General features: G+C 57.2%; 12 protein-coding genes and 1 pseudogene. 4 read left to right on the top strand and 9 right to left on the bottom strand.

What is annotated here, in order from left to right; genetic code table 11:
• Positions 1–53 precede the first annotated feature (53 nt).
• The 5 genes and pseudogenes from OHL23_RS16185 to galK all read right to left on the bottom strand — a co-directional run bounded on the left by OHL23_RS16185 (position 54) and on the right by galK (position 9034).
• Positions 54–1328, bottom strand: coding sequence for a CBM35 domain-containing protein (locus OHL23_RS16185; protein ID WP_263353255.1), 1275 nt, complete (start codon positions 1326–1328; stop codon positions 54–56).
• Positions 1329–1486: 158 nt separating this feature from the next.
• A pseudogene (locus OHL23_RS16180) lies at positions 1487–2440 on the bottom strand (glycoside hydrolase family 27 protein); the annotation flags it as partial.
• A gap of 300 nt (positions 2441–2740) precedes the next feature.
• Entirely contained in the window at positions 2741–4174 is a 1434-nt protein-coding gene (locus OHL23_RS16175; protein ID WP_263352947.1) for a sugar porter family MFS transporter, read from the bottom strand.
• Positions 4175–4176: 2 nt separating this feature from the next.
• Positions 4177–7584: a DUF5107 domain-containing protein gene (locus OHL23_RS16170; RefSeq protein WP_263352946.1), complete on the bottom strand. Its 3408-nt coding sequence runs from the start codon at positions 7582–7584 to the stop codon at positions 4177–4179.
• Between the two features lie 265 nt (positions 7585–7849).
• Positions 7850–9034, bottom strand: a complete 1185-nt coding sequence (gene galK, locus OHL23_RS16165; RefSeq protein ID WP_263352945.1) for a galactokinase — start codon at positions 9032–9034, stop codon at positions 7850–7852.
• A gap of 453 nt (positions 9035–9487) precedes the next feature.
• On the opposite strand from galK, the gene OHL23_RS29190 reads away from it, so the two are divergent.
• Together OHL23_RS29190 and OHL23_RS16155 are read left to right on the top strand one after the other, a co-directional pair.
• Positions 9488–13081, top strand: a complete 3594-nt coding sequence (locus OHL23_RS29190; RefSeq protein ID WP_263352944.1) for a TonB-dependent receptor — start codon at positions 9488–9490, stop codon at positions 13079–13081.
• A gap of 103 nt (positions 13082–13184) precedes the next feature.
• On the top strand, positions 13185–15191 hold the full coding sequence (locus OHL23_RS16155) for a glycoside hydrolase family 97 protein (RefSeq protein ID WP_263352943.1): 2007 nt from the start codon (positions 13185–13187) through the stop codon (positions 15189–15191).
• A gap of 15 nt (positions 15192–15206) precedes the next feature.
• Here the strand turns inward: OHL23_RS16155 and OHL23_RS16150 are convergent, their stop codons facing one another.
• On the bottom strand, positions 15207–16286 hold the full coding sequence (locus tag OHL23_RS16150; RefSeq protein WP_263352942.1) for a LacI family DNA-binding transcriptional regulator: 1080 nt from the start codon (positions 16284–16286) through the stop codon (positions 15207–15209).
• A 185-nt stretch (positions 16287–16471) separates the two neighbouring features.
• Between OHL23_RS16150 and OHL23_RS16145 the strand changes: the two genes are divergently transcribed.
• Positions 16472–18862 carry a glycoside hydrolase family 95 protein gene (locus tag OHL23_RS16145; protein ID WP_263352941.1) on the top strand — a complete coding sequence of 797 codons (2391 nt, stop codon included), beginning with the start codon at positions 16472–16474 and terminating at the stop codon, positions 18860–18862.
• A gap of 27 nt (positions 18863–18889) precedes the next feature.
• Positions 18890–21181: an alpha-galactosidase gene (locus tag OHL23_RS16140; RefSeq protein WP_263352940.1), complete on the top strand. Its 2292-nt coding sequence runs from the start codon at positions 18890–18892 to the stop codon at positions 21179–21181.
• Between the two features lie 27 nt (positions 21182–21208).
• On the opposite strand, the gene OHL23_RS16135 is transcribed toward OHL23_RS16140, so the two are convergent.
• From OHL23_RS16135 to OHL23_RS16125, 3 genes are all read right to left on the bottom strand, one after another.
• On the bottom strand, positions 21209–21421 hold the full coding sequence (locus tag OHL23_RS16135) for a LuxR C-terminal-related transcriptional regulator (RefSeq protein WP_263353254.1): 213 nt from the start codon (positions 21419–21421) through the stop codon (positions 21209–21211).
• A 417-nt stretch (positions 21422–21838) separates the two neighbouring features.
• Positions 21839–22429, bottom strand: a complete 591-nt coding sequence (locus tag OHL23_RS16130) for a hypothetical protein (protein WP_263352939.1) — start codon at positions 22427–22429, stop codon at positions 21839–21841.
• A complete protein-coding gene (locus OHL23_RS16125) occupies positions 22429–25707 on the bottom strand; it encodes an eCIS core domain-containing protein (RefSeq protein ID WP_263352938.1) in 3279 nt (1092 codons plus the stop codon). The genes OHL23_RS16130 and OHL23_RS16125 overlap by 1 nt, the downstream gene beginning before the upstream one ends.
• Between the last annotated feature and the right edge of the window lie 195 nt (positions 25708–25902).

The raw sequence follows: 25902 nt of genomic DNA, 5'->3' as shown, positions 1-25902 counted from the left end.
CAAGGACGGCCTCGGATGGGCCGACCTTGCTGTTTGCGATCATGCGGCGGGTGCTATTCGCACGTACCGGAAGTGTCATCGTCGGTGGACGGGAAGGCGGCTACAGCCACGCCGCTCGGCGGGTAGGCGGGAGCGAGGGCGATAGCGCGCAGAGTGGCGCCTTTCGGTACAAGGATGGGGCTGGTGTAGACGGTGGAGTTCTGCGTGGGCGTGGTTCCGTCGGTGGTGTAGTAGAGGATGGCTCCGGGCGTCGTATCCGATAGTGTTGCGGTGCGGCGGCAGCGTGCGGAATCAGAAGCGATTTGCGGAGCGGTGTCGGCTCCGGCGGAGACGATGATGACGTCGATGCCGGGAGCGTAGCCGGTGGGATTGGGGTTGGAGAAGACGATGGTATTGGTGCCGGCGAGCAGTTGCACGGGCAAAACGTAAGGCACAGGGTCGTACCAGTTGTTGCCGTTGAAGGTGAGCTGCAGCGGTGTCGCGCCGTTGATGGATACATAGACGGTGCGTGGGCCATCGGTAACATAGTCAATTTCGAGTTGATACGTACCGGTGGCTGCAGCGGTGACGTTGTTAAAGCTAATGGTGTTGGCGGAGCCGGCGCCGAAGCTGCCGACATAGGCGCCTCCGGAGGCGCGGGTGCTGTAATTGAAGCCTGCGGTGCCGGCGAGCTGCGCGCCTTCGGCCTCGTAGGTGGTGAAGGTGGGCGCGGGTTCCTTGCCGTCGCCGGAGATGACAATGCGGTCGAGGTCGGCGCCGTAGCCGGAGGGATTCAGAAACGTGATGGTGTTGTTGCCGGAGTTGAGCGCGACGGGGACTGTGGAGCTTTGCGGCAGCAGGTAGCTCCCGCCACCCATGTTGAGGGATTCAGCCGCGGCGCCATTGACTGAGTACTCAAGGGTACGCGGGCCCTGTGTCATGGCATCAATCTGCATGCGGTAAATGCCGCTCTTGCGCACGGAAACATTGTTGAAGATGACCTGGCTGGCGCCGCCGATATTGCCGACTTTGACGCCTCCGGAGCAGGCGGGGCAGGGAGCGGGTGCTGCAGAGCCGGTGAGCGTAGCTGCCTCTGCCTCATAGGAGACGCCAGCTGGTAGATGCTCGATTTCGCCGAAGGGAGTGACCTTGAGAAGGCGCGCGCCGTGGCCGAGAACCATGGTGCTGAATTCGCCCGGAAATGCGCCCAGTTCGGTGTGATTCCAGATGTCGCGCACGGCAATGGCGTTTTTGAAGCCCAGATCGCTCCAGCGCACATCCACGCGGTCGGGGAAGGCGGTGAAGTTGTAGAGAGCGACGTAGTAGTCGCCGTCGCCGGCATCGGCAATCCAAACGGGATGGAAGCCGCCGGTTTTCTGGATCGCTGGATGTCCGGACTGATCGACAGCGAGCAGCTCATCGTTGGTGAAGGCGGACTTGGCAGGGTATCGAGCTGGGTGAGATCGCCGCCGAGGTAGAGCGGCGCGTTGGCCATGGCCCAGATGGTGATGGCGGTCTGTTTTTCGGTGTCGGTGAGGCCGTCGGCGCTTCCGTTGCCTACGTCCAGTGTATCCAGGTCGTTCCAGCCGAGGGTCGGGCCGGCGGCGTTTTCCCAGCCAACGTCATCGTATTCGCGCAGGACGATGCGGGGCCAGTTGGTGAGATAGCCTCCGCAGCCGCCTTCACACTCGACGTCGTCGTCGATGCGGCGAGCGTTGGAGAATTGCTGCCAGACGTCAAGGTAGTCCTGATCAAGCTGCCAGGAGACAGTGAGCCAGATAGGACGGCGGCTTTGGGCAATGGCCTGCGACCAGGCTTGTACGTCGGCGCGATTGTCGATGGAGAGGTTGTTGGAATAAGAGCCGGGTGTCACTGCGTCGAGCTTGATGAAGTCGATGCCCCAGGAAGCGAATAGATCGACAACGGAGTTGATGTATTCCTGCGCGCCGGGTTTGGTGAAGTCGATTTTGTCGTGGTAGGGATTGGGCAACGGTCCTGCGAACGCGTTGCCCTGGGCGAGTGGCATGACCACGATGTCCTGGGTGTGGTAGCCGGTGCCGAGAATGGGATAGTTGCCGTCGACAGCTGGCTGCTCGATGCCGGGGATCCAGTAGATGCCCGCTTTCTGGCCGTTGGCGTGGATGTGGTCGACGAGGGATTTCATGTCAGGAAAGGTAGTGGGGTTGGGGATCGGCCTGCCATTGCCGTCGAAGCTGCCCTGCCATCCAGAGTCGATGTTGATGTAGCGGAAGCCGTGCTCCTCGATTCCGGAAGCCTTGAGGGCGTCGGACTGGGTCTGGATATTGGCTTGGGTAAGAAAGCTTCCGTTAATCGTCTGCTCGCTGAATGTGCTCCAGCCAAGATAGGGTTTGTGGCCGACGCCGTTAACCTGGGCGCTGGCGGGCGCGAGGAGGGAGCTAAGGAGGAGACCGGCGGTTGCGACAGAAAGAAAGGTTCGCATGGCGTGACCTCGCGAGCCGGGGTCCGCAGAGGGGTGGGCTCGCTGTTGGGGAGCGTCGACGATACCGCGCCAGACCGGCGCAGGTTCGAGGTGAAAACAGCAGCCGAAGGGCCAACTATTCTCAGCGCCGGAGGGGAGCAAAATCCGGCGCCAAAATATATAAACGTGTACGAACACGATTTGTCAATATCGGAATTAATAGCGAATAGAGTGCGCTATAGAAAATAACAGTAAAGTGTACGTACACGTATCTCGAATGACGATAGTGATGACAGGATGGCGGCACGATGGAGCAGACCCTCAGGCTTGGGTGACGTCAGCGCCGATCTGCTCGAGGGTGCGTCCTTTGGTCTCAGGAACTAAGGCAGCGACGAAAACAAAGCCAACCAGACAGATGACGCCGTAAGTGAGGAAGATGCCGGCTGTGCCCTCAAGCTGCATCAGGAGGGGAAAAGTATAGGTGAGAAGGAAGGAGGCGATCCACAGGGCACTGACGGCAGTGGAGACGCCTTGCGAGCGGATGCGGCGGGGAAATATCTCGGCGATCAGGACCCAGGTGACGGGCGCCAGGGTGAGGGCATAGCAGGCAATCGCGCTCAGGGTGAGCAGGAGGACCGCTGTGCCGCGCCATTGGGCGTGGTAGGCCCAGGCGCAGAAAAGATGGGAGACTCCGATGCCAATGCAGCCGGCGAGCATCATGAGGCGGCGGCCAAGGCGGTCGACGAGGACCATGGCGAGCACAGTGAAGACAAGGTTAATGGTGCCGGTGATGACGATATTGAGGAATATGTCGTTGGCTCCGTAGCCTGCGCTTCGATAGACCTCGGCCGCGTAGTTGAAGAGGATGTTGATGCCGGTCCACTGCTGGAGCGCAGCGAGCGCGATGCCCACGAGGAGGATTTTGCGAAACGCGGGGAAAAGAAGCTCGCGCCAGGAAGATTGTGGCAACGCGGCGTCGGAGCGCTGCGCGGATTCGATGCCGGCTATTTCGGCGCGGGCGTAGTCGGGGCCACCAATGCGCTCGAGGATCGCATGGGCTTGGCGGGCGCGGCCGATGCCGCAGAGCCAGCGGGGGCTCTCTGGGATGAAAAGCGAAGCGAGGGTGAAGACGACCGCAGGCGCGGCGACTGCGGTGAACATCCAGCGCCATCCGTACTGCACGTTCCAGGTCTGGAGCAGCAAGTGGGCCGGCAGGCCAGTGGGCACTGGGCGGGCTAGGCGCCAATTGACGATCTGAGCGAGAAGGATACCAACGACGATGGCGAACTGGTTGAGGCTGACCAGGCGTCCGCGATGGGCTGCAGGGCTGATCTCGGCAATGTAGAGGGGCGAGACATTGGAGCTGAGACCGATGGCGGTGCCGCCGAGGATGCGCCAGAAGATGAAGGCGTGAAAGGACCAAGCCCAGCCAGTCAGTACAGAGGAGACAGCGAAGAGTACGGCTGCGGCGAAGAGAATGCGGCGACGCCCATAGCGGTCGGCGAGGGTTCCTGCGGCAAGAGAACCGAGCAGGCATCCGACCAGGGCGCAACTGTTCGCCCATCCGATCAGAGAGGCGGAGGTGAGGTGGAAGTAGACCTCGTAAAACTGCCGGGCGCCTCCGATGACGACCCAGTCATAGCCGAAGAGCAGACCACCCAATGCAGCAATCAGGGCGATGCCCCAGATGTAGAGGCTACGCCGCGGCGTGACCGAGGAGGAATGAGGAGCGGCGGGTAGTGAGGGACCGTGCATCGCTATCTCCTGTGGAACCGGAGCAGATCGATCGCGCCTGTATGGGCGTTGTCCATGGCGAGTACTTCTTCGAGCAGGCCGAGACCGTCTGCCTGCTCGCCGAGCCCGAGTCGCGCTTGCGCTTCAAGGAAGCGAGCCGTAATGGTCTGGCGCCGGGCAAGGTCTTCCTCGAAGAGAAGCATGGCGGGCAGGGAAGTGGCGAAGTAGTCGATCTTCGGCGTCTGGCTTTGAAGACGAACGGAGTAGTCGAGGATTGCTCGAAAGGCGCGGAAAGCATCCTGCTCGCAGCCGAGCCGACGCAGGGCCAAGGCGCTCCAGTAGGTGTTTTCCGAGACGGCTTGTACCTGCATCTGCTGAAAGTCGCCTTTCTGGCGAGCGGCGCGGGTCCAGTGATGTTCGGCTTCGCAGCGATTGCCTGCATCGTGGTGCGCCATGCCGAGCCAGTAGTCAATCATGCTGTGGTTCATCAGCAGGTGTTTGGCTTCACTGAGATTCCCGGGCGGGTTGGATGCGGCAAGCAGGTTGGCGATGGCCGCCGCAGGCTCTCCACAATGCAGAGAACGATGCGCCAGCAGCACATTGGCACGAACATACTGAGACAGCACAAGACCCTCGCCTCCCTCCCATGGCTGAAATTCATGGCTGAGGAGAAGATCGAGAGCACGATGGGGCTGATCGAGGTTGTTGTAGAGCGCAGTGAGTTCGACCGAGAGGTCATCGCGTTCTTGAACAATCGCTGCATTAGCTTCGAGACCGGCCAATCGCTCAGTGAGAGCATGGCCAGTGCGCTTCAGGAGCTGGTCATATTCATACAGGATGCGAGCATCGGATGGCGCGGCGGAGCGGGCTTTCGCGAATGCCTGCAGAGCGCGAACGGGATCGTGGAGCGCATTGAAGTACCCGATGCCGAGATTGCGCCAGGGAGTGGCGAAGGAGGTTTCAAGTGCAACGGCGCGCTCCCACATCACGATGGCTTCGGAGTAGCGGCGGCGGTCAAACAGGAGATTGCCGAGATAGTAGGGTGCATGCGGATCGCCTGGATTTTCCTGCACCGCTTTGCTAAGCAGGAAAAGTTCTTCAAGGCGGCTGGGAAAGACGTAGGCCGGATCAGCGTGGCGAGCGCGCTCGCGAACGGCAGCGCCTTCGCGGAGACGCCCGATGCGATGGAGAATGTCGGCCTGCAAATACAGCAGCACCGGCTCGACGCCGGCGGTTGTGCCTGGGGTTGCGGCGGTTAGCATCGACAGCGCTTCGCCGAGGAAGCCTGCACGCACGAGGTCGAGGGCGAGGTCAAGCAGAAGTTGGCCGTCCTGAGGAGGCACATCCGTCGCCAGCCAGCGACTGAAGATGTCAAGAGGATCGAGGGCGCGGGTATCCGCAAGGAAGGCTGCAGCATCTGCGATGCGGCCGAGACGGCGTAGCACGAGCGTGCGGAGATTGCGGGCATTAAGGTTGTCGGTTTCCGCGCGGAGGGATCGGTCGAGATGATCGAGCGCGGCTGTCCAGTCGGCGCGAGTGCAGTCGATCTCAGCAAGGCGGTGATAAGCGGGAGCGCGCCAGGCGGCGTTCCACGTGCTCTTATAGAAGGCGTCGTAAGCTTCATCTGGACGTTCCTGATAAGAGAGGGCCAGGCCAAGGGTGTAGTGTGGCTCGCCGTCTGGCGGATTGGGGTTGCGCATAGTGAGGCGGGCGATGGAGGCAAGGAGATGTTTCTCGGCCTGGTCGAATTCGCCGCGATTCAGGTACCAACGGCCCAGCGCAAGATTGCAGCGGCTGTCGCCGGGGTCGCGCTTAATGGCCTCGCGCCAGTAGATCTCTGGCGCGCGGGTAGGGTGGCGATATTGCTCAAGGTGGAGGCCGTTCAGAAAAAGCTCGTCGTTGCTGGCCACTCCTTCGGGTAAGGGCGGCTCGGTGGCGACGGTCGGAGACGGCACGGGCACAATTTCGTCCGGCGCATAGCGGAGTACGCGGCGAGCACCCTCTGTGAGTATGACTTCGAGAGAACCGGAGGACCCGTTGGTGGGGAGCTGCAGATGCAGCGGATCGGCGATCGTAAGATTGCCGGTCCAGCGCGCAATTTCCGATTTGCCGATGCGGACGTTGAGACCCGCTTCAAGAAGATTTTCGGTGACCTGAAGGTGGAGGGTGACGAATCCGTTGGATTTCTCGACGCGGAGAGCGGCGTGCAAATTGGCGAGGTCGGGGACGCCGATGTCGCCGATGGGGTACCAATATTGGCTGAAAGTCTTAGTTTCGCCAGGCGCGAGGAACGAGAAGTCCGGCTGATTGTCGGTGTAGACGCCGGACATGAGCTCGACGTAAGGGCCGTCACTGTCGGTGAGGCTCCGGTCCCAGGCGTAGCCGAAGTCGTGGTTGCCCCAGGTCCACTGTTTTTTGCCGGGAGCGATGTGGCGGTTTGCGTACGCGACAGTGCCGGCGCGCCTGCGATGGTCATAGCCGCCGAAGAAGTCTCCACGGGAGCCCATGATCATATAGCTGGTGGGAACGGGGATGTTGGCGTACCAGCCCAGGTCGTTTGGTGGGTAGGAGCCATCGGGGACGAACTGGCTGGGCAATTCTTCGGAAGGAACGCCAGTGCGGGCGCGCTCGCCATAGTCGATGCCGTAATAAAGGCCATGGCTGAAGGGGTATTCGGTGACGGCACGCTTGGCATGATCGGCAGCGTAGCGCACATCTTTCGGAAAGAACGACTGGTAGTGCTCGTGGACGTGGGTGGCAACGTTGGCCCACCACAGAAAGGTCTGGGTTTGGAGAGTACGGTTGTAAAGGCGAACTTTGAGCTCGACGTACGCCTTGCCGGGATAGAGGCAGACGCCGTGCATGCCTTTCATGCGGGCCATGGGATCGTGGTCGCTGCACCAGATTGTGACCGAACCGTCAGGATCGCGCTCGATGGCGATTTCCACGGGCATAAATGTGGCGGGGCGATGATGCTGAGGCCAGTTGAATTCTACGCCTCCTGAGATCCAAGGGCCGGCGAGGCCGACGAGGGCAGGCTTGATGACGTTCTGGCGATAGAAGAAGTCATAGCCGGTGCGCTTATCGACGCCAACATGGATGCGGCCGCCGATAGCGGGCAAGATCATGAGACGCAGGAATTCGTTTTCGATGTGTACGGCGTCCCAGGAGTGAGGATGCGGGTTTCGTTCAATGTAATCAATTACCGGCAGTGGATAGACACGACCGCTGCTGCCCTGGTAGACGCGCTTCTCGAGAAAAAGAGGATTGGGGTCGGGGTCTGCCGGCATGTAGGTGAGCATGGAGACCGGTGCGTGCCAGGCCTTGACGGGCCCTTGTTCCGCTGCGGGCGCAGGCGGCAGTTCCAATTTAGGTAAATCGGCCGGCGTCTGATTGTCTGGGTTCATTGCGTCCACCGCATCCTGCCACATGGGATCCCCCTCACGGCCGAAGTTGAGTGCGTACACGACCCGGATGAGTCATACGCGATTCTGCCGACCGTGTACGTTACCGTCACTGTAGGAGCCGCGCTTTGCGATTGTCAAGTAACGGGCTGACTTCGCGAGGATATTGGTTTGGATGTGAAGTCTGGGAACAGGAATATATGACGCGGGCCTCCATCGAGAGAGCGAGCTTATGAGGATTCCGCGATTCTTTACAGTTTTGTTCTCTCGCATAATTGAGGAGAAGTCCCCTTCACAAGCAGTCGCTTGATGAGTTTTGAGCCACGGCGCCAGCCGCAGCTTCGCAGACGTAGGAGGCGGCGTCTATCTTGAAGGCGCCTTTGTAGTCGCGGGTCACGGCGGCAACAAACGCTTCTGCGTGATCAGCAGCTACAAGATTGACCGTGCATCCGCCGAATCCTCCTCCGGTTAGCCTCGCACCAAAACAGCCGGGTTGCCTGAGCGCACAATCGACTAGAAAGTCGATTTCTTCGCATGAGCAAGCGAAATCGTCCCGTTGACTTACGTGGGAACGCGTCATCAAATCGCCAAGCAGACCTGGGTCATCGGCCAGGATCGCTGCCCTTGCGCCTCGCACGCGATCGTTTTCAGAAATGATGTGGCGGCAACGACGATAGCTTTCCGGAGACATTGACGCCCTGCGAGTCTCCAGCTGTCCCAAGGACGCCTGGCCAAGATCGGCAAGCTCCGGAAAGTGTTCTCGCAGAATTTGTTGGCCCGACTCAACTTCACGCCGCCGCACACCATAATCGCCGGCAGCGATGGAGTGCTTCACCATGGAGTTCACGACGATGATCCGGGTTTCAGAAAGATGTTTGCTCTGTAGCGACAGATGCTCATTACGAAGACTGCTGGTATGCAACAAGAGCGCATGAGCAGAATGCGCGGCAAGGATGACAAACTGGTCCATGATCCCGCATGGCGATCCCACAAACTCATTCTCCGCTCGACGGCAAAGGATGGCCATCTCTTCGACCGCCATTGTCGCCTTGGCATGCGCCAGAAGCGCCATGATGGTAGCCACCTCAATCGAGGCGGATGAGCTCAACCCGGCCCCTATAGGAACGTTGCCTCCGATGTGAAGGCGAAACGGCGCGATCTCGATGCCGCGATTCCTCAGTTGTTGGAGTACTCCTACACAGTAATCACTCCAATCGCCGATCGCGTTAACCTCTTCATCGAGATGCAGGCGGCGTTGCGTGGAAAAGTGGTTACTTGTGAATTCATACGCGGAATTGCAATTCGTAGCGATGGAGGCGGTACTTTGAAATGGGATCGCCATCGGCAAAACCAGGCCGCCCGTGTAGTCGGTATGTTCACCGATGAGGTTGACCCGACCGGGGGCAAAGTATTGCTGATCGTACCCGCAATCTGACGATAGAGGATCTAACGATTCTGCTGCAGTCTCAACTTGCACTCTCCGCCTCCTCCAAACTCATGGGCAGGATTGGTCCGACGCTCAAGGTGCGAAAAGAATGATCCAATCCTGGCGACCTTGTACGGTAACGTACACAATACCGTTCAATGTTGAACTTAATCTCCAGTACTGTCAATTCTCAATTTAATGAACCAATCAGATCTAAAAAGGTAACGATAACGGGGCCGTCCGAGAAACTGCAGCTGTATTGTCGTTTTCCCCACAGATTCCAAATGGGATAGAGGGCTGGGCGAGGCAGATGGTGCGAGACGCCTTTCGGCGCGAGCGTGCCTCTCAAAATGCCTTCTTGACAAGTCTTTCATTTTGAGATTACATTTTTGCGGTAACGTACACAGGAACATTTTCCCGCATTCCGTGTACGTACACATTAAGAAGATTCAGTAACGAGGCAGGGGCAGACAAAATCCTGCCCAACACTGGAGAGGTAGACCGATGGTGAATCGACTCTTGAGGCCTAGTATTTCGAAGAGACCTAGCTTTCTGGCGTCCGCAGTAGCAGCGTTGCTGCTGCTGGCTTCCGCTTATTCCTTAGCTCAAACCGATCAGGGCTCCATTACGGGCGTGGTGCAGGACTCCACCGGCGCGGTAATTGCGAACGCTCAAGTCACTGCCACGAACATCGATACCGGTTTGGCTCTGGAGACCGAATCCAACAACAGCGGTGTCTTTGTTTTTTCCCCTCTGAAGATCGGCAACTATACGGTGTCCGCGTCTTCGAAGGGGTTTCAGACAGTAAGCAACGAAAACGTGCATCTCGACATTCAGCAACGGCTTAACCTGAACTTCAAGCTGCCAACAGGCGCTGTTACCGAGACGGTGAAAGTCGACGCCGAAGCGGTGATTCTCCAGACGCAGGACGCCGCGGTCGGCCAGGTGATCAGCACCAAGGAGATCAACGACACGCCCCTGAACGGTCGGAACTGGGTATACATGGCTCAGTTGACTGATGGCGTTGCACCGCCCTTCGGCAACACGCGCGGATCGGGCAGCGGCGACTTCGTCGCAAATGGTCAGCGTGCCGAGCAAAATAACTTTATTCTCGACGGCGTCGACAACAACACCAACCTGGTCGACTTCCTGAACGGGTCGAGCTACATTATGAGGCCCCCGCCAGATGCCCTGTCCGAGTTCAGCTTGCAAACAAGCAACTTCAGCGCGGAGTTTGGCCACTCTGCTGGCGCGGTCCTGCAGGCGAACATCAAGTCCGGTACGAATCAAATCCACGGGGATGTCTGGGAATATTTTCGTAATACGAATCTTGATGCAATCAACTGGAATGCAGGTCCCGATGCGGTGGCTCCGCCCTATCACCAGAATCAATTCGGAGCGACGCTCGGATTGCCCATTTGGAAAAACAAGCTCTTCTACTTCGGCGATATGGAAGTAAACCGTATCTCGATCAGTAACCCGACGCCGATCAACGTCCCTTCAGCGCTCGAGCGTCAGGGGAATTTTTCTGAGCTGCTGAACGGCGATCTTACAGGCGTTGGAGCGCCCACCAAGTTGTATGAGCCGAACACAGCCGATCCAAATCAACCCGTGGTCTGCAATGGTCAGCAGAACGTCTTTTGCGCGAATCAGATCAATTCCGTTGCCCAGAATATTCTCAGTCTTTACCCCGCTCCTAATGCCAACAACGGCAAGCTGTATAACAACTATCTTGTGAACGTGGGCAATAGCGACAACACAATCCAGTGGGACCAGCGTTTGGATTGGAATATCAGTGCCAGGGACCAGAGCTACGCACGGTATAGCTACCTGCACGAGATCAAGACGAACGGCTTGCCGCTCGGACCCGTGCTTGACGGCAGTGGCTACGGCGGAGAGTATGACACCAACCTGGCCATGAACTTCATGGGCAGCGAAACTCACATCTTCACGCCAACTTTGACCAATGAGTTCCGCTTCGGTTACAACTGGGGCGTCTTTAACTTTCAGCAGCCGAATGCTGACAATCCCACGCTGAATAGTTCTCTGGGACTTGGGCCTCAACCGTCGTACCTGAAGCCCGGACAGTACGGTCTTCCATCGGGCTATGTCAACGGAACCATCCAGCAGTGGGGGTCGACTGGCATTAGTCGTGAATCACAGAATGTCTACCAGATTCTCGACAACGTGACTAAGATCTGGGGGAACCACTCTGTAAAGTTTGGAGCCTCATTCCAGGCGATACGCTTCTACTACATTTACGCACCCGCGGATCTTGGGCAATACCACTGGAACGGGCAGTTCACAGGTCTTGTCGGTGTCGCTAATACTGGATCGGCAGTAGCCGACATGCTTGTTGATCAGGAAAATTACGCGGCCATCTCCGTCTCTCCCAACGTGAACGACGCGCAATGGTACGACGCGGGTTATGTACAGGACGACTGGAAGCTGACGCGGAAACTTACCTTGAATCTGGGTATTCGATATGACTTCTTCCAACCCTACAAAGAGAATGGCGGACAGCAGGCGAACTTCGTAGTTACTGGGCCGCTAGGCATTGGGACGGGTTCTGGTGTGGTTCAATTCCCCAGGAGCCAGCAGAACATTGTTTTGGGCGCACCTTTTCTAAATGCACTGGCCAAGGACAATGTGACCGTACAGTTTGTGGACAATGATCGTCTGGTGGCGTCGCAGAAGACCGATTTTGCTCCCCGAATCGGATTTGCGTATTCCCCGATGGACAAGACAGTTGTCCGCGCGGGCTTTGGCCTCTTCTTCGGTGGTCTTCAGTCAGAAGGCAATGGAAACCTTGGAGCGAACTTCCCGTATTCGAACCAGGCGAGTTTCTACGCCCCTACGTGCGTACAGGGCAACTGTCCGTCGGTCGCTTCCCAGGGGGTCTCGCTGCAGGCCGGTTTGCTACCAGCTACAAACAACGGTCAACTGCAAACTTTCATTTCTCAACCCGGCTTCCACTCGATCGATCCGAAGGTCAAACCCCCATACACCATGAACTACAGCTTCGGTGTGCAGCAGCAGATCTCACCCAGCATGTCGTTCACGATGACCTACGTCGGCAACCTCTCTCGCCATCTTGAAATGTATGGTGCTCCCAACACTGCGCCGGGCCTGTGGCGACCCGGCACCAATACGAATCCGTTTAACCCCTTCCCGGATCTAGGTGGCGTCGGCGAGGTGCATTTCGGAGGCGTGAGCACCTATAACTCCCTCCAGACAAAGGTAGAGAAGCGCTACTCGCACGGTCTAACCTTCCTCGCGACATATACGTGGTCGCATGCGCTGGATGATGCAAGCGATGCAGGCGGTCTCTTCAGCGCTATCGGCGATCGTCAGCAGGCTCTGATTCCCTATATTGATGAATTCACCAACTCAGTCTTTGACATTCGGAATCGCTTTACGATCAACGGGAATTATGAGCTGCCGTTTGGACACGGTCGGGCCTTTCTGGGCAATTCTTCTCGTTGGCTCGACGAAATTGCAGGCGGATGGTCTTCCAGCCTGACCTACGCTGCGCAAACCGGTACTCCATTCACTGTATCTCCCAACATCAGTACTGCATCTGGAGGCGGCGCGCGCGCATTCCCTGTGCGCAGTCCATATGGCGGAGGCGGAGCGCCTGATCCTAGCAATCCAAGCCTTACCTCATGCCCCGCGAAGGTTAAGACCAAGCTGAATTACATCAACCCTTGCGCATTCCGTAACCCCCTGCCCGGTGAAATGATCTCGGATGCAACACATCCGGTCGGATCGGTGAATCCGGACGGCGTTCCGGTCAAGTTCCAGGCGCCAGTGACCGACAGAGCAACTGCGATCGCGCTCCTCGGAAGCCCGCAAAACAACGTGTATGGCCCTGGCTATTACCAGGTCAACATGTCGTTGTTCAAAGACTTTCCAGTGTGGCGCGAAGAGAAACTGCAATTCAGGGCGGACGGTTTTAACGTACTGAACCACCCAACGCTCGGAACCCCGAATGGTTCCATGAACGCGAACGGCGGTCTGATTTCAGGGCCGAAGTTCTTCCAGAACAACACACCGGATGCGCGGTTCTTCCAATTGGCATTGAAGTACGTGTTCTAACGATTCAGAACAATCAACGAAACGGCTTCTCTTTACGGGAAGCCGTTCTTGTGTATATGTTGGCCGCGTGATCGACCTTTATTCTTTCCCAAGGGAGAAACTTATGTTGCAGTTCTGGTCTTCTGCGTTTTGCCTGATTTCACTTTTCTCAGTTTCTGGCTCGATGTTAGTTCTTGCTCAGTCGAGCCCGGTCGAAGTGAGTTCGCCAAACCATCAGATCGCTGTACATTTCAGCGTGCAAACTGGCAGCGGTCAGCAGGCAGGGGCAACAGATGGCCAACTCGTTTACGCAGTTACATTCCATGGAAAGCAAGTGTTTGAAGACTCAGCGTTGCGCCTCGAACTGGAGAATCAAGCGCCGTTAGGCGCCAATGTACACATCACGAGTGCCGCCACCGGTTCTGACGCGGACGATTACAGCCTGCTCGCTGGTAAGACTTCTAAGGTTCATGATCCGTACAACAGTCTCACAATCCACGTTCGGGAAAGCGTCGGCTCGGGCCGCACATTCGAGATCGAGGCGAGAGTCTACAACAGTGGTCTGGCGTTTCGGTATCACGTCCCAGAACAATCCGGACTATCACGGTATCGGCTGACGCAGGAGGATACCGAGTTTCGGCCTGTAATGGATGCAAATGCCTGGGCACTGCGCCTGCCGAACTATGAGAGTGCTTATGAAAGTGAATATGTGCCACAGGTTCTCAGCGCCCTCAGCAATCAGGGCGGCGTTTCAAGCTACATCCTCAACGGCGCGCCAATGTTGCTGCACATGCCTGGCCTGGCATGGGCTGCAGTGGGGGAAGCAGATCTGGAAGGCAACGCCGCGATGTATCTGGAAAACCCAACGGGCAACTGGACCGGCCACTATCTCGTCAGCAAGATATCCCCAACATTGGACGGAAAAGGGCCAGCCGTCGATGCGACTCTGCCCCACAATAGCGCATGGCGCGTAATCCTGATCGGCGACACTCCAGGCGAACTCGTGGAGTCCAACATCATCACCGATCTCAACCCTCCAAACCGCATAGAGGACACAAGTTGGATTCACCCGGGGAAGGCTTCCTGGAACTGGTGGAATGGCGATCTGGGACCGGATGGCCAATCCGCATACACCACGAAAAACATGGAATACTACGTCGATTTCGCAGCAGAATCCGGGTTTCCGTACATGATGCTCGATGCTGGCTGGTCAGATCGCGACATCACAAAGATGCGCGGTAATGTCGATGTGCCTGAACTGGTGCAGTACGCTGCAAAGAAGCACGTGAAGATCTGGATATGGCTGTATTCCAAGGCCGTCGCAGAACAAATGCAACAGGCGTTCCCTCTCTATGAAAAGTGGGGAGTTGCGGGTGTGAAGATCGACTTTGTCCTTCGCAACGATCAGGAGGGAATCCAGTGGTATTACGACGTAGCAAAGCTTGCTGCCGAACACCATCTGATGGTGGATTTTCACGGTGCGACACAGCCCTGGGGCATTCAGAGAACGTATCCGAACGTTCTCGATTACGAAGCAGTGCTTGGTCTCGAAAACAACAAGGCGGGCCGTCGCGATGGCCCAGTCAACCGAACAACGTTTCCGTTCACCCGCATGTTGAGCGGTCCGATGGACTACACCCCTGGCGGCTTTGAGAATGTGACGCGCGAGGATTTCGTTGCACGTGACAAGAACCCGATGGTCATGGGGACGCGTGCGCAGCAACTTGCGCTTTATGTGGTATTCGACGAGCCGCTTGCCATGGTCTCCGACGCACCATCGGCGTACGCGAATCAGCCAGACTTTCGCTTCATTAAGGACGTGCCCACGACATGGGATGCTATCCGGGTGTTGAATGGTGAGCCAGGTGAATTTGTGACCATCGCACGACGTCACGGCGACGAATGGTATCTTGGGAGTCTCACGAACTGGACGTCACGCGACCTGCGCGTCCCTCTGCAATTTCTCGGAAAAGGCACGTACAAGGCGGAGCTTTATGAAGATGCCGCAGACGCCGGCCAGAATCCTAAACATATTTCCATACGCCAGCAGAGCGTGCGAAGCAGCGATACCCTCGTCTTACACTTGGCGAGTGGCGGCGGTTGCGCCATTCGATTTGTGCCGGCTAACTGATAAGCGGCTAACTGGCTAAGAACCCGCTACGTTGGTGAGCCTGCCGACAAAAAGCGGAAGATTGCTGCGCAGAATGATGTGCGGGGCGAAGCGGTGCACCTTGATTGGCTTGTCCTTATCCGTAAGGTGAGCGATAAGCGTCTCGAATGCGGTCTTGCCCTGCGCTTCCGGGCGCTGATAGAGCGTCGCCAACACTTTTCCGGACTCCAAAAGCGGTACGAGCTCCGGAAAAAGATCAGTTGCAATTACCTGCACGCGGCCGAGAAGTTTCAGCTCCTCAAGCGCCCGTAGCACTGGAAGGCTATTTGCTGTGCTGATGTAAATTGCGTCGGGGCGCGTTTTGACCTTTAACAGTGCAATGGATTGCCGATAGGCATCTTCCGGGCTTTCGTGAGACTCAACCACTGGGAGAAGGGTCAAATGGGGAGCAAGCATTGCGAGGGTTGCGGCAAATCCACGAAGTTTCTCCGCGTGGTCAAAGGTGGCCAAATCGCCGGTGATGGTTGCGACACGAGACGGAGCTTGGAGCTTGTGCGATAGAAGCTCCGCTGCAAGCGCGCCACTGATGTAGGCATCCACCGTGACGGAAGAGATGCGGCCGCTGTCAGGTGCGTCGCTGGCGACGCAGAGCATCGGAGTGCCTTGTCCAACGATACGGCGAATAACACCGGCCAATTCGCGAGGGCGTCCGGGCGTGAAGAGAATCCCGTCATATTTCTTCGACGCCGCACTTTCCAGGGCAGCGACATCGCCTGAACCAAGGCGGGGATAGTCGATGAAATCCAGCGTAAGCTGCATTCCGACAGCTTCGTCCGCTGCAGCTTGAATGCCCCCACGCAGAGGATCGAAGAAGGCTGCTATTTCGCGGGGGAATACGGCAGCAATACGAACATTCCGGTTGAGCTTGAGCGATCTGGCTGCGATGTTGGGCTTGTATCCGAGTTGTTCGGCCATGCGCAACACCTTGGCCTTGGTACGGGCGCTTACACCGCTACGTCCATGGAGGGCGCGATCTACCGTGCCGATCGATGTTCCCAAAGCCTCCGCGATATCACGAATACCAGCCGCTTTGCCGTGTTTGTTTGTTGATTTCATGTCTGGCGTCGCTCACAGTTTCGCACATCGGATCGCTTAAAAACCGTGAAGGATGGATTTTGACAGGCTAGGGAAGCGGTGTGTAAGTTTGGAATGTGCGTGAACGTACACGCGTTCATACCGATCTCGCTGTAGAGTGAACCTGTACCTCAACCTATTGATCAACCGGTGGAAGGGAAGTTCGTGTGAAACCAAGTCGACGGGATTTCTTGCTTGGCGCAATGGCCACCGCCGCACTCAACCGCGGCTTGGCCGTACCGGAAATCAGGGAGACGCCGATATGGTTTCAGCGTCCAGCGGATCGGTGGCTGCAGGCATTGCCGGTGGGAAACGGCAGGCTTGGGGCCATGGTCTTTGGAGGTACGAATCGTGAGCGGTTGCACCTGACTGAGAGTACTTTGTGGTCGGGGACACCCGGTGTCCACGACGTAAATCCCGCAGCGCGAGAGTCCATATCCGACATTCGCAGCCTCTTCTTCGCAGGGCGTTACACGGAAGCAGAAGAACTCTGCCGGAAAAACCTGTTGGGCAGTGAGGGCCAATTCGGTACTGCTGTACCGATGGTATTCCTGGAGATCGAAACAATATTCGCAGGTGAGATCTCACGGTATCGTCGCTCTCTTGATCTTGATGAAGCCATCGCGCGGGTCGAATTTGCTACTGGCGACGTGATCTTCCATCGCGAGGTATTTGCCTCACACCCGGCGGGAGTCATCGTCGTCCGAATGACTTCGACCAAACCTGGCGGGCTTTCCTGCAACATCGCATTTGGAGAGCCATGGTTGCCGGGAGAGATTACTGTCGGCGCTGGAAGTTTGGCCCTCAAGGGAAATGCCTGGGAAAGTTTGCATAGTGATGGGAGACACGGAACACAGTTCGAATGTCAGGTTCGGGTCATCCCTGAATCCGGGGATATTCATAGCGCCAATGGGAAAATCACGGTTCAGGCTGCCAATGCCATCACGCTGTTGATAGCTGTCGCAAGCGACTTTCGTGGAGGAAGGCCCGAGCAGGAATGCGTCAAAACCATAGATGCTGCTAGCGGGCGGTCTTACCAATCCCTACGGGAAACGCATATTGCGGATTATGGCGCTCTATATCATCGCGTGTCGATTGATCTGGGCCGGAGTGGAGGAATCTCGACGCTACCCATCGACGAGCGGCGAAAACGGCTCGTGGCGAGCGGCGACGATCCAGAACTCTGTGCGCTCTTCTTTCAGTATGGCCGCTATCTAACCATTGCAGGCTCGCGCGAAGATTCTCCCTTACCACTCGCCCTGCAGGGCATTTGGAACGATGGACTCGCCGCCGGAATGGGATGGACCGACGATTTTCACCTCGACATTAACACGCAACAGAATTACTGGCTATGCGAGGTGGGCAATCTCAGCGAATGCCATGCTCCACTCGCAAAACTGGTGGAGGGGCTGCACGTCAGCGGTACCCAGACGGCACGGCAAATGTATGACGCGGAGGGTTGGGTCGCTCATGTAGTTACAAACGCCTGGGGATACTCGGCGCCCGGATGGGGCCTTGGCTGGGGAATGTTCGTGACGGGCGGCGTCTGGATCGCTCTGCAACTCTGGAAGCATTTCCGCTTCACTGGCGATCAGGCGTTCCTTCGCGATAAGGCCTATCCAGTCCTGCGCGACGCGTCCAGGTTCTTCCTGTCGTATATGGTTGAGCATCCTACGAAGAAATGGCTGGTGACTGGCCCATCCAACTCTCCGGAAAACTGGTTTGTGGCTCCCGACACAGGAAAACCGTGCTCGGACTCGATGGGACCAACCTGCGACCGCGTCCTGGTATATTCGCTGCTCTCAGCCTGCATTCAGGCTTCCGAATCGCTTGGCATTGATGAGAAATTGCGAGCTGAGATGGTCAATGCCCGAGATCGCCTGCCACCATTGCAGATCGGCAAATATGGCCAACTGCAGGAGTGGCTCGAGGACTTTGACGAGGCCGAACCCAACCATAGGCATACTTCCCATCTAATCGCGCTCTACCCCGAAGATCAGATCTCACCCGACAAAACCCCGGTTCTGGCAGCCGCAGCGCGTGTCACCCTCGAACGACGCATTCACCAACCAAACTGGGAGGACACGGAGTGGAGTCGCGCCAACCTCGTCAACTATTACGCGCGCCTTCGAGATGGAGACGCGGCGCATCTTCATCTGCGCGGGCTCATTGCTCATGCCGCGGATGATTCGCTGCTAACGTATTCGCGAGGCGGAGTGGCTGGGGCAGAAAGCAATATCTTTGCAATCGACGGCAACACCGCAGGAGCCGCAGGCATTGCCGAGATGCTGCTGCAATCGCACAGCGGTGTGCTCCATCTGCTCCCCGCTTTGCCGTCCAAGTGGCCTACCGGCTCCGTGCGCGGACTCCGAGCACGGGGGGGCTTCACTGTCTCAATCTTCTGGCAGAACGGCCACTTGTCTTCCGCCATTGTGATGGCTGACCGGGAGGCGGATCTGACGGTCCGATATCAATCGCGGACCACTAAGATCCACTTGCCAGCGAAAATGGAACACCCAATTCCTGTTGCAATATTTGGAGAGCGCGAAGCCGGATGACGGTACGAGCACTCAGCGAGGAATCAGATGCGTGAAAGAAGTTTCTTCCAATCTGGAGTCTTTGGGCCGCCACAACATCGGCGATTAGGTATTTTCCTGGCGGTCGCATTCTGCGTTCCCGTGATCGCGCCCAGATGTCCAGCGCTGGGCCAATCCGCTAGCACTGAATCGGAGCGGATTCAGTACGATGACACAACACACACCTTCCGCATGGATGGCGCGGGCGTTTCGTATGTCTTCGGTGTCAATCAGAATGGAGAGCTGCAGTCGCTCTATTGGGGAAAGCGCCTGCGCCCTGCCGATCCCATGCCGCCAGCGCGCGCGGATGGAGGCACCTCAGCGTTTGATCTGCCGGTGAACGCCACTCCACAGGAGTTCGCCGGCTGGGGCGGAGGCCTGGTGGTTGTGCCCAATCTGAAGATCACATTTCCGGATGGCAATCGCGATTTGGTGCTGCATTACGTATCGCACACGATTCAGAACAATACCTTGACCATCACGCTCAAAGACATCAGCCGCGATGTGGCGGTCGACCTGACCTATAAGATGGACGAGGAAACAGATATTCTTGCGCGCTCAGCTCGTATCGAGAATCGAACCCAGCTGCCTTTTACCATTGAAGATGTCTTTGCAGCGACCTGGAACCTGGGTCCTAGCAATGACTACCAGCTGCGCTACCTCACTGGGCGTTGGGCGGGAGAATGGAATCTGCAACAGACAGCATTGCATCCCGGGAAGGTCGTCCTCGAGAGCCGTCGCGGCTCTACCGGCGACGAGGTAAACCCTTGGTTCGCCATCGAGCGCTCCAGTCAGCCGGATCAGGACGTCGGCGATGTTTGGTTTGGCGCGCTTGGGTGGAGCGGTTCCTGGCAGATCAACGTTGAAACAGACTGGCAAAACCGGGTTCGCATAACGGGCGGAAATACTCCCTTTGATTTCTCATATGTCCTCGCTCCTGGTCAGTCCCTGGAGACGCCCAGGTTTTATGGCGGATATTCGAATACGGGGATCGGCGGCGCGTCACGTCTCTTACACCGATTCGAGCTTGATTCCATCGTCCCCGGAGCTCCACATCGTCGTTTGCGGCCCGTCCTATATAACTCCTGGGAGGCAACAGGCTTCGACGTCAACGAGGCCGGGCAAGAGGCCCTGGCGGAAAAGGCTGCCAGTATCGGAGTCGAGCGCTTCGTGATGGACGACGGTTGGTTTGGTGAGCGGAAAGACGATCACGCGGGACTCGGCGACTGGTATGTGAATCCACAGAAGTTTCCGCAGGGATTGAAGCCTTTGATCGATAAAGTGCACTCGCTCGGCATGGACTTCGGGCTGTGGGTCGAGCCGGAGATGGTCAATCCGAACAGCGATCTGTATCGGAAGCATCCGGACTGGGTTTTGAATTTTGCCGATCGCCCACGAACCGAGGGCCGCCATCAGCTTGTCCTGAACCTTGCTCGCGATGACGTCAGGGCTTATGTCTATGGCTTTCTCGATAAGCTGCTCAGCGAGAATGACATTTCCTTTCTAAAGTGGGACTACAACCGTAACTGGTCCGAGCCAGGGTGGCCGGCGGCACCGGTTGAGAAGCAGAAGGAGGTCTACGTAAAGTATGTGCACAATCTTTACAGTATTCTCGCCGACCTGCGGGAGAAGCATCAGCACGTGGAAATTGAGTCCTGTTCTGGTGGTGGAGCGCGCGTTGATCTGGGAATCCTGCGCTTGACCGATGAGGCCTGGCCGTCCGACAACACCGATCCATTCGATCGCCTCGGCATCCAGGACGGTTTTACGTACGCTTACGCCCCTGGCGTAATGATGGCTTGGGTGACTGATTCTCCGAGCGGGATGAACGGCCGGTCGACCTCGCTTGTATATCGGTTTCTTTCCTCGATGCAGGGCGGTCTTGGCATTGGCGCAAACCTGAATAAGTGGACGACCGAGGATTTTGCGGCAGCAAAGAGGCTGGTTGGCGAATATAAGGCGGTCCGGACCACTGTACAGGACGGCGCTCTATACCGGTTGATCTCTCCCGTTGGAGAAAGCGAGTATTCGGTGACCGAATCAGTAGCACGCGATGGCCATCAAGCGGCCATCTTCGCTTTCCTGCATTCAAGCCAAAAGGGCCAACCTTATCCGCAGCTCTATTTGCGCGGGCTTGATCCAAATGCGGTGTACAGCCTTCATGCGCACGAAGGCAAGCTAGCTGACGGCGCTGTACAGAGAGCCAGCGGGGACTATTGGATGCACCACGGAGTTAGCATCTCGCTGCGCGGCGATTTCCAGGCAGCGTTCTTCACGCTGGAGCGAGAAGAAGCGCAATGAAGAAAGCTTTGGTCTGGTTCAGGTGGCCTATTGTATCTGTTGGTGCTCCCGGTTATAAGGGCTGAGCGTGTCGGCGATCCTGACTAAGGCTGCAAGAGAGCCCGCTTCCATTTTTCGCATAATGTGTCCGCGATGTAATTGAACGATGTACTCGGTGATCCTCAACTCAAATGCAACTTGTTTGTTTAATAGACCGTTAGCTAGCAGCGGCAGCGCCTCTTGCTCGCTAAGCGTTGACACGCCCGATGATGAGCCGAGCGACACGATCCATAACGATGTTGGCAAGCTTCACTGAGAGAAATCCAGCCATGTGAATTTCTGACACTGATTTGGCACGACGGCAATTGGGCGGCGGCGATGGCAGCGGGCTTAATCGTCATGAGCAAACGCGCTCGAATAGTCGCGCCTGGTCGTGAAGTCCGTGAAAGCAAACTGGCCCCAAAGAGCAGGCAAACTCATGACCATTCACTAGCTTTTGACTTGGCCTCGAAAACATCTGGCTCGAGTAAGAAGACTAAGTCAACCCTGTTCAATTCGACGCAATGCAGGCTGGAACCCGTCCGTTTGGTCTTCTGCGGAGGGAATCTTCGCGGCAGACAATCTTCGAAAGTCCCTTGTCTACGAAGACCCGGCTCAACCAGGCGGCGATGGTCGCCATCAGTTCAACGTCAGGCCGGAAAGGGCGGCGATCCTGTTTCGTTGCGATTTGTAGACCTCGTCCTCAAGCAGGAAAGGAAAGGCCGCGACCAAGTCGTCAAGGTAAAGAGAGAGGCAGGTCGCAATGGCCGTCAGCACCGTTGCCAAGTCGACAATACAAGGCGCTTCGCGGTCTCCCTCAAGCAGCACCAGCTTTGGGCCGCTCACACTGGCGCTGCTCCGCGTATAAACCATGACACGTTCACCGTCGACAACAAACACCAGAGCGGGTGGCTGATATGCGATGTCTGAAGCAATCCAGGAGTAAAGGCGTGCATTCGGCGGTGACTTGGGAAACGTTTCGCGCAAACTGGGCCAGTCGTCGGGAGCGCCAGCCATCATGCGTTCAGCTAACTTCAGCGACGAGCACATCCAGTCGATGAGCAGCCGTCCATTAAGGTCGAGATTGTAGTCGCAGATTCGGAGTGTGACAGCGGGACCTGCCGGTTCATAGTCGTAATAGGCCGAGACGACATCGTAGTCTTCATACAGGTCTGGCTGTGGAACGGCGAGGTGTGGATTTCGATAGTCAATCTGAAAGATATCGCTCATCAGTATCCTATTGGATAAATCGTCTTTAACGTACCATCCGGCTCAAAGACTGCGAGGATGCGCTTAACCTGGATCTCGACTACGCCCGGCGGCGCATCGAAAGGCAGCATCGTCTGTGCACCTTGTGGTATCATGTCGGCCTTGGCGAAGCTGCGGCCGTCGCTGGGCAAAGCGTCGAGAAATATCTGCTCTTGAGGATTGGCCTTCCAGGCGGCTTTGGCGCGCTCAACCGATCGCAGCAGCACCTCGTCGGTACGGAAACGTCCCGAAAGGCCGCCGATCACTTTGCCGTTTTTGTTTATCGTGACATTCGCCGCTTCGTTCATCACGTCGATCAAAGGCTTCTCCGGGGCGTGCCCCTTGATCACATGCTGGAGGCCGAGATTCCTGTAGATGCTCTTATATTGTTCCTCTGTGACCGGCTTGCCGTCGAGCAGCATCTTGCCGCTTTCGTCAAATGTGACCAGCCGGTCTCCCGCCCTCTTAAAAGGAACCTTGACGCTGAATTTGGTGGCATCCTCTGCCACTCTTTCTTGGGCAGTCTTGAAGGCGGCTTTCCATGCGGCCAACTCTTCTTCTGTTAGAGAACTGACGTCGAATCGCTTGGCCAGCTTGCCGAGCTTCAATTCGCGCATGAATACTTCGAAGTCATTGATCTTTCCCTTTATTGCGTAATACGCAACCTTGATCCTGGCATTGGCTTTCTCGCTATCGCCTATCGCAAGTAGCCGGCCAGGTGCGGTACGCTCGGCCTCGGCCAGTTCTTCGAGCGCATTGAGATAATCGATATGAGTATCCTTGGCGCGACTGAGAGCTTTGCGCATGCCCTCAGTCAGTTCGGTCGCCTTCGCCAATTCAAGTTCAAATTTCGCGGCATCCCCTGCGCTCTTAAGCGCGCGAGCCGCGGGAAGCGCAGCTTTAAAGGCACTTGCCAACTGCACCCCGTCAAGGCCAATACTCATCAATGCGATCGCCAGCCAGACCGCACTTGGCTCCTCGCTGCTTACGCTCAGCGCCGTATCAAAGTCGGTGTGCGCTGCGGCCACGCCTTCTTCGTATTTCCCGTATTCCTCCACAGCACCAGCCACGCCGATTGCGAGAGCGCCGGCGCCCGCAAGTACAGCCACAGTGCCCGTTCCGAATGAGACGACGCCGAGACCGAGCGCCAGCGCGCCGATGGCCAACGCCTTCAGAACGTCTGTGATTGGAACTTCCTTCTTGTGATCCTCGACGACCATCGCATAGATGGAGTCAGAACTAATCTGCAACTCCTTGCTGGTGAGCGCGACAATCTGGTCGAGCTTGAAGACTTTTTCCGGCTCGTCCAGAATCGCCACGCGAGTCTTGACGATCGAAGCCTGCCTATTGTCGGCGTTTCTGCGAAGTGCCTCTCCGAGTTTGGCGGGGCTATCGACACTCAGCGAATAGCTGCTGAGTTCAGGGTCTTTGAGCATTGGGTGCTGGTTAGCCAGCCCCTCGCGCGCCTCTTTCGTTCGATTATCTGCTTCAATCATGCGGCCCAGAGCCGCTTCTTGTGATCGATTGAGGGGAGAGTCACTCTTGAGTTGCATCGGCGTAAGCATCGACGCTGATGCAGCTTCTTGAGACTCTTTGACGGACGTCCGCACGGGTGCCAATTTCGCAAACAAATCGGCCAGTACCTTTGGATCTTCGTAGCGCTTGCGTTCGCTCGCAACCGTACGCTCACTTGCCTGCAGGACGAGCATGGTAAGTTCGACTGCACGTTTGCGGAAGACCTCGAGGAATGCCTCGTTGGCAGCCTTGAAATCCTGCACGCTGGCAAAGCCAGCGGCCTGTAGGGAGGCGTCCAGTGCCTTGCTGGCCTCGACGTACCGGGCCAGGTTTCCTGGCTTATCGATCTCGGCTGTGTCGTTCCGAGGATTCACCCTCATCATGCGCGATTCGAGGCTCTCGAAGGCTTTGACTTGCTGGTATAGATTCTCTTTGCCGCTGATGCGATCGCGGACCGCCTTCTCGGTGGCTTGCCTCGCTCTGAAAGTGTCGATCGCACGCTCAAGTACCTCAAAATTGTCGGTCGAGGCATTGATGCGCCGTTTGTATAGCTCCCAGTCTTCGCTGCTGAACTCCTTGAGCTTCCCCGCAATACGCAGTGCGGTCTTATACTCCACCGGTGTAATTCGGCGTTTTCCATCTGCCGTCAGGAAGCCCAGTATCTTCGGATCGAGTTTAGCTACATTCTCCTGGTCCTGCAGAACACTATCACGGGTGCGTAGCCACGCCTGGCGCATGCCCTCTTCCGACTGACCCTTGCCGAGAGGCGAGCCGGGTTTGTACTGGTAATGGTTCCAGAAACGGCGATCGACTTCGTCATTCATTTCCCGTCGCTGATCGGGTGGAAGAGCATTGATCGCGGCAGTCCGCTTGCCTTCGGCGGCCTTCTCACCAGCAGACATGTCAGCCGAGTGGAATATCACTTGTATCGGCTTGTTCACGGTTCTGGAGGTGATTCCGTTTTGGCCGATATCGCTCTTCTCGGGATAATTCCAAGCCGTGGCCCTGCGTTCAGCTTCGGCACGATCGCATTGAAGAAACTGCATCACTGCACGGATCTTGAACTCCTGTGGTGACATCTCTTCGTGGACCGTGACACTGACGGTTACTCCCACCGTTTTTACTTCTTTTGGCTTCCGATCGACTCGTCCGCTGGGCCCGCGCTGCTGCTGCATCACGTGCGTCAACTCGTGAGCAAGTAACCGTTGTCCGAATGGGCTCGAAGGCTGAAACTGGCCAGTCGCAAAAAAGATGTCGCGCCCATAGGTGAAGGCATGCGCGCCGAGATCGTCGCTCAGGCTTGAGGCTTGCGTGTCAGTATGCACTCGCACGTTGGCGAAGTTTCCGCCCAGACCCGACTCCATATGTGAGAGTACCTGCGCGGGAAGCATGATGCCGCGGCCAAGGCGGGAATGTAAGCGACCTGGCAGTCCAGCATCCACCTGCGGTGCCTGGTTCCCGGCCGCTGAACGATGCACCTCAGCCCACCAGCCTGAACCAGTACCCGATTCGCTAGTGCCGCCCATGCCGTCATCGGAAGATGCCCCGCGCGGTGATCTGAATAATGTCACGTCGCTCACGTCCGCGACTCTCTCAGCCAGTGCGTTTGCCTCCTTCTCTTGGGGATCGCCAGGCTCACTGACACGAAGCTTCGCCTGAATTCTCGGCTGAGCGAAGGATGGGTGCGATTTGAAGACTGCTGTTTCAGCGGATGAATCGGCGCCGGACAGCCGAACGCGGCTCATGTCTCGATTGCTGTATAGATCGCGGCTTGAAACGACTCCTGCGGACGTGGTCTTCTCACTACTGACAAGCGGGCGCAGCGCGAGCAATCTAGGAGCTACCCCAGTATGGGGGCTCAATGAAGTCGGCTTTGAGAGGGGCTTCTCAAACACTGCCTCACCTCGCGCTTCTCAGCCTTAATCGGATGGACGAATGCC

This window comes from Acidicapsa acidisoli (assembly GCF_025685625.1).
Classification (GTDB): Bacteria; Acidobacteriota; Terriglobia; order Terriglobales; family Acidobacteriaceae; genus Acidicapsa; species Acidicapsa acidisoli.
Note: the sequence above shows the minus strand (reverse complement) of the source record. Positions and strands in the feature narration are given on the sequence as shown.